At 55.9% G+C, this 6,153-nt stretch carries 7 protein-coding genes; 2 read left to right on the top strand and 5 right to left on the bottom strand.

All coding sequences use genetic code 11. The features are described from left to right. Both Q0F21_RS04695 and Q0F21_RS04690 read left to right on the top strand, forming a co-directional pair. Nucleotides 1–185: Fe-Mn family superoxide dismutase (locus Q0F21_RS04695; RefSeq protein ID WP_297237856.1), on the top strand; the 185-nt coding region annotated here is incomplete at its 5' end. Between the two features lie 162 nt (nt 186–347). Then, nucleotides 348–1,352 carry a malate dehydrogenase gene (locus tag Q0F21_RS04690; protein ID WP_297237854.1) on the top strand — a complete coding sequence of 335 codons (1,005 nt, stop codon included), beginning with the start codon at nt 348–350 and terminating at the stop codon, nt 1,350–1,352. A 220-nt stretch (nt 1,353–1,572) separates the two neighbouring features. Here the strand turns inward: Q0F21_RS04690 and mutY are convergent, their stop codons facing one another. From mutY to Q0F21_RS04665, 5 genes are all read right to left on the bottom strand, one after another. Beyond that, complete coding sequence (gene mutY, locus Q0F21_RS04685) at nt 1,573–2,682, bottom strand: A/G-specific adenine glycosylase (RefSeq protein WP_297237852.1); 1,110 nt, start codon at nt 2,680–2,682, stop codon at nt 1,573–1,575. Nucleotides 2,683–2,688: 6 nt separating this feature from the next. Next, on the bottom strand, nt 2,689–3,627 hold the full coding sequence (locus tag Q0F21_RS04680; RefSeq protein ID WP_297130619.1) for a ribose-phosphate pyrophosphokinase: 939 nt from the start codon (nt 3,625–3,627) through the stop codon (nt 2,689–2,691). Between the two features lie 43 nt (nt 3,628–3,670). Continuing rightward, nucleotides 3,671–4,705 carry a UDP-glucose 4-epimerase GalE gene (gene galE / locus Q0F21_RS04675; protein WP_297237850.1) on the bottom strand — a complete coding sequence of 345 codons (1,035 nt, stop codon included), beginning with the start codon at nt 4,703–4,705 and terminating at the stop codon, nt 3,671–3,673. Nucleotides 4,706–4,930: 225 nt separating this feature from the next. Continuing rightward, nucleotides 4,931–5,503 carry an RnfABCDGE type electron transport complex subunit A gene (locus Q0F21_RS04670; protein ID WP_297237848.1) on the bottom strand — a complete coding sequence of 191 codons (573 nt, stop codon included), beginning with the start codon at nt 5,501–5,503 and terminating at the stop codon, nt 4,931–4,933. Nucleotides 5,504–5,532: 29 nt separating this feature from the next. Then, entirely contained in the window at nt 5,533–6,153 is a 621-nt protein-coding gene (locus tag Q0F21_RS04665) for an electron transport complex subunit E (RefSeq protein ID WP_297237846.1), read from the bottom strand.

The raw sequence follows: 6,153 nt of genomic DNA, 5'->3' as shown, positions 1-6,153 counted from the left end.
AGCTCTCTATCGAGAAGGAGCCTAACGCTGGTAACCCACTACGCAAGGGTCTCAAGCCTCTGATGTGCTTCGATGTATGGGAGCACGCTTACTACCTATCTTATCAAAACCGCCGTGCCGATCACGTCAAGGACCTATGGTCTATCATCAACTGGAAGGAGATCGCACGTCGCTACGAGGCGTAAGCAGATAGGCGCAAACCCGTAGAGCGATAGCTTAGTGGAGAGATTGGGGTGTGAGCAGTGAGACCTACTGGGTCGCAAAGCTTTCCTCCCAGTCTCTCTTCCTTATTATTAGGGGCGTAACGCAACAAGCTGACAATTTCAATACAGACTAAATAAGACACTATGAACTTTGTAACGCAAGACAAACTAGTCATCATCGGCGCTGCCGGCATGATCGGATCCAACATGGCGCAGACCGCTGCCATGATGCACCTCACTCCAAATATCTGCCTCTACGATCCTTTTGCTAAGGGACTTGAAGGAGTCTGGGAGGAGATGCGCCACTGTGGCTTCGAGGGGCTAAACCTAACCTTCACCTCAGACATCGCTGAGGCTCTTCGGGATGCTAAGTATATCGTATCCTCTGGCGGTGCACCTCGTAAGGAGGGTATGACTCGTGAAGACCTACTCAAGGGCAATTCTGAGATCGCTGCTGAGCTAGGACGCAACATCAAGAAGTACTGCCCCGACGTGCACCATGTCGTGATCATCTTCAACCCCGCTGACATCACTGGTATCATCGCTCTCCTCCACTCCGGTCTGAAGCCCTCTCAGGTGACCACGCTTGCCGGTCTCGACAGCACCCGTCTCCAGAGCGAGCTCGCCAAGCACTTCGGTGTCCTCCAGCACGAGGTGACCGGTGCCCGCACCTATGGTGGTCACGGTGAGCAGATGGCTGTCTTTGGCAGCAGCGTCAAGGTGGACGGCAAGCCTCTCTCCGAGCTGATCGGCACGGATAAGCTGACCGAAGAGCAGTGGGCTGAGCTCCGCCAGCGTGTCGTCAAGGGTGGTGCCAATATCATCAAGCTCCGTGGCCGCTCTTCCTTCCAGAGCCCTGCACAGCTCTCTATCGAGATGATCGGTGCAGCCATGGGCGGTCCTGCCTTCCGTTGGCCTGTCGGCACCTATGTATCCAACGATCGCTACGATCACGTCATGATGGCGTGGGAGACTGTCCTCGATCGTAATGGTGCTCACATCAAGCCGATCGAGCATGCCACCGATGAGGAGATGAAGGAGCTCGATGCCTCCTACAAGCACCTCCAGGATCAGATCGACAATATCATCAAGATGGGTCTCATCCCCTCTGTCGATAAGTGGAGCGAGCTTAACCCCAACATCAAGTAATCCACACATACCATTACTATATGAGCGGGGGCGTGTCACACCGACACGCCCCCGCTCTTGTCTCCGCGTAATCCGCCTTGATGCTCTTATTTCTGCATAGGTGATTCGCAATAGTCCTAATGACTAAGAGCGGTCTACTAAGAAGCGTCTTAGTAAGAAGCGACTTAGTAGACCGCACTTAGTGGGTGGATCAAGATATAGATTTCTAAGGATTAGTGTATTAGAGAAGACGGTTGCCCCCGGCGTAGTGGTCGAGGAAGTGGCGAAGAGGCTTGGGGAAGGCGATCGTCTCGTGGTCTGAGAGGGCTATCTGCTCAGTCCCATCGGGGTAGGTGGGATCGGCATCGCCCGATGTGCTGCAGACATGTACTCTTAGGTGGAGGAGCCGGTGGCTTAGTCGGTGGTCCTTGAGGGGCAGGGTCTCAATGATCTCCCAGCCGTTCGGAGGAGTGGGCAGGGCGGTCGGCTTTTTCTCTAAGACCACACCAGGTAACTCATAGAGTCCCTTCCAGATCCCACGCCTACTGTCTCGCCGCCGGATCGCAATCTGTCCCTCGCGCAGTAGCAGGAAGTACTCTATCCACCGCTCCCTCACCATGGTCTTGTGTGCCTTGAGTGGAAAGAGATCGATCAGCTCTGTTCCTCTAGCTCGACAGCCTTCTCTGAGGGGACAAATGTTGCATTTAGGATTCTTTGGAGTACAAATAGTCGCCCCCAGATCCATCATCGCCTGGTTGTACCGCCCCGGCTGCTCTCTCTCGAGAAATAGCCCTGCCATCTCGCGGTAGTACCGCTGACCGAGGGTGGTGTCTATAGGCGTGTCGGTCGCTAAGTAGCGACTCAGGACGCGGTAGACATTGCCGTCCACGACAGCCAGAGGGTAGTCGTACGCGATGCTCATGATCGCTGCGGTGGTGTAGGGACCTACGCCCTTGAGTGCTGCCACCTCCCGCTCCTTGCGGGGGAAGACGCCCCCATGCTCCTCCATGATCTGTCGGGCAGCGTGCTGCATATTGTGTGCTCGAGAGTAGTAGCCGAGCCCCTGCCAGAGGAGCATTAGCTCGTCCTCAGGTGCCTCGGCGAGACTTTTTACATCTGGTAGTCGGTCGATAAACCTAAGGTAGTAGTCCCACCCCTGCACCGTCTGAGTCTGCTGGAGTATGATCTCTGAGACCCATATCCTGTAGGGATCCCTTGTGCCGCGCCACGGGAGCTCCCTCCCGTGCTTATCGTACCAGCGCAGCAGACTATTACGGAAAGCACTGAGCTCAGCCGGAGTGATTGACTCCGGGGTGAGCTCAGTGCCTTTTTTTATGGAAAGGTCAGTCACCGCTGATCAGAGACCATAGAGGCTGCTGATCGACTCGTGGGTCTCGACGCGACGGATCGCTTCGGCGAACATTGGTGCAATGGAGAGAACCTTGACCTTGTCGCACTTCTTGGTGTAGGGGATAGAGTCGGTCACCACCAGCTCCTTGAGTGCGCTCTGCTCCACTCGCTCTGTAGCCGGATCACTCATCACGGCGTGTGAGCACATGGCGCGTACCGAGCGAGCCCCGTGGTCCATCATCAGGTTGGCAGCCTTCGTGATGGTGCCGGCGGTATCGACGATATCGTCCACGAGGAGCACGTCCTTATCCTCCACGTCACCGATGATGCGCATCTCAGCGACGACGTTGGCCTTGAGGCGCAGCTTGTGGCAGATCACCATCGGCACACCGAGGGCGTGAGCGTAGGTATTGGCGCGCTTCGTACCACCGACGTCTGGGGTGGCGATGACGAGGTTTTTGAGATCAATATTCTTCCGGATATAGTCTAGGAAGATATTGGAGGCATAGAGGTGGTCTACGGGGACGTTAAAGAATCCCTGGATCTGGTCCGCATGGAGGTCCATGGTGATCAGGCGAGAGATGCCTGCTGCTTGCAGGAGGTCTGCCACCAGCTTGGCACCGATTGAGACGCGCGGCTTATCCTTACGGTCCTGGCGTGCCCAGCCGAAGTAGGGGATCACGGCGGCGATGTAGTGAGCACTGGCGCGCTTGGCGGCATCGACCATAAGGAGCAGCTCCATCAGGTTGTCGGCCGGGGCAAAGGTCGACTGCACGATGTAGGTGTCCTTGCCGCGGATCGACTCCTCGAAGCTGCCGGAGAACTCGCCGTCGGCGAAGCGCTCGTACTTAAACTTCCCGAGGTCACACCCCAGGCTGGAGCAGATCTGCTCAGCGAGGTTCATACTCTTTTGCCCGGAGAAAATCCCAAATTCGTTCTTGTCCATTGTACTGTTAGGGGTGGTATTATTTCTATTAGATAGTTTTCTATTACTTCTGATCCCTCTTGAGGACCTGCTCCTGCCACTTCCAGGCACTTCGGAGAGAGTCCTCTATCGTGGACTGTGCCTGCCAGCCGAGGTAGTCATTGGCCTTCTTAGGATCGGCCCACACGGCAACGATGTCTCCCTCGCGGCGCGGTCCGATCTTATAGGGAACCTTGACGCCCGTTGCTCGCTCAAAGGCGGTGATCAGCTCAAGCACGCTCTCCCCCTTACCGGTGCCGATATTGTAGTACTCGTAGTTCTCGCCGTCCTTATGGAGCATCCTGTCGATCGCAGCGACGTGCGCCTTAGCGAGGTCCACGACGTGGATGTAGTCGCGGATGCAGGTGCCGTCGGGGGTGGGGTAGTCGTCTCCGAAGACGGTCAGTTCCTTACGGATGCCGGCAGCCGCCTGAGTGATGTAGGGGATGAGGTTGGCGGGGACACCCCGAGGCTCTTCACCGATGTGGGCTGAGGGATGGGCACCGATGGGATTGAAGTACCTCAGGCTGATCGCCTTGAAAGGCACGCCCGAGTGTATCGTGTCACGGAGGATCTCCTCATTGATCTGCTTCGTATTGCCATAGGGCGAAGTGGCCGGCATAAAGGGTGCCGACTCGTCTACGGGGAGCTTCTCCGGCTGACCATACACGGTGCAGGAGGAGGAGAAGACGATCCCCTTCGTCCTGTACTCCGTCATGAGTGTCAGCTGGTTGATCAGAGAAACAATGTTATTATGATAGTAGAGCAGTGGCTTCTCGACCGACTCTCCTACTGCCTTGCTGGCAGCGAAGTGGATCACTCCGACGATAGTCAGATTTTCCTCATAGACACGTCTCATCGCCTCGAGGTCGTTGCAGTCGGACTTGTAAAACTTTGGCCTCAGACCGGTGATCCGCTCGATCCCGTCAAGGACCGAGTCGTCAGAGTTGGAGAGATTGTCGACGATGACCACCTCATATCCTGCTTCCTGAAGCTCTACGGTGGTGTGGGATCCGATGAATCCCGTCCCGCCCGTTACCAGTATTGTCTCTTTACTCATTGGCTTGCTTTGTATATCTGCGCTGTTCACTACAAAGGTAGCCAATATTTCGGTAGAAAAGTTCACGTTGCCCCGGAAAAGTAATCTGGGACTGAGAAATCCCATCTTCTGCTAAGTGAAACCTACTCTTAAATCGCTATGAAAACTCTTCTCCATAAAAGCAGTGCCGGAGCTCGCTCTCTATCAGAGAGAAAGCTCCGGCACTACATAGAGTGGTCCGGATCCTTATACCACGCCGGTGAAGCCCATAAAGGCAAGCGACAGCATTCCTGCGACGAGAAGTGCTGCAGGGATGCCCTGCATCGCCTTAGGGAGAGCGGTCTTAGCGAGCTGCTCGCGGATCGTCGCAAAGAGCGAGATGGCGATTGTGTAGCCGATACCGGTCGAGAAGGCGTACATCATCGCCTGAGAGAGGTTGTAGTCCTTCTGGATCACGAGGATGGCGACACCGAGGATGACGCAGTTGGTCGTGATCAGCGGGAGGTAGATCCCGAGTGCCTGGAAGAGTGCCGGGGAGACCTTCTTAAGGACTGACTCAAGCATCTGCACGAGTGCGGCGATCACGAGGATGAAGACGACATTCTGCAGGTAACCGAGGTTATACGGGTCGAGGATTCCCTTCTGGAGACCGAAGGTGACCAGCACGGCGAGGACCATCACGAAGGTGACAGCGGCGCCCATACCGAGGGCGGTGTCGAGCTTCTTCGACACGCCGAGGAAGGGACAGATACCGAGGAACTGGGCAAAGACAATATTATTGACAAATATTGCGCCGATAAGTATGACTAAATACTCCATATCTTATATGACTTACTCAATGATGAGACTTACACGCCCTCCTTGGCCGCCATAGGTGTCTGGTGGGGCTGATCCTTGAGGAGCTCACGCTCGCGGCGCTCGGCACTCTTCTTCCGCCTCTCCATGATGACGTTATTGGCAGCGATCATATACCCAAGGACGATGAATCCACCGGGTGCGAGGACAAAGACCAGTGTGCCGTAGTCAGCGGAGAAGAGCTCCATACCGAAGAGCTTGCCGGATCCGAGGATCTCACGGAAGCATCCGAGGAGTGTCAGGACGAAGGTGAAGCCCAGTCCTGAGCCGAGACCATCGACGAGGGAGTCGGCAACTCCATTCTTGGAGGCGAAGGACTCCGCACGACCGAGGACGATACAATTGACGACGATCAATGGGAGGAATATACCGAGGGCGTCGTAGAGGGCTGGGGCGTAAGCCTGTACCACCATCTGGACGATTGTGGTGAAGGCAGCGATCACGACGATGAATGCCGGGATGCGAACGCCGTCGGGGATGACGCTCTTGAGGAGCGAGATGACCACGTTGGAGCAGATGAGCACGAATGTGGTCGCCAGTCCCATACCCATACCGGTCTCAGCACTCGAGGAGGTGCCGAGGGTGGCACACATACCGAGTAGGGAGACTAGGAT

It is taken from the genome of uncultured Porphyromonas sp. (assembly GCF_934359325.1).
In the GTDB taxonomy this organism is placed as follows: domain Bacteria; phylum Bacteroidota; class Bacteroidia; order Bacteroidales; family Porphyromonadaceae; genus Porphyromonas_A.
The sequence above is the reverse complement of the archived record's forward strand: the minus strand, read 5'-3'. Positions and strand labels throughout refer to the sequence as shown.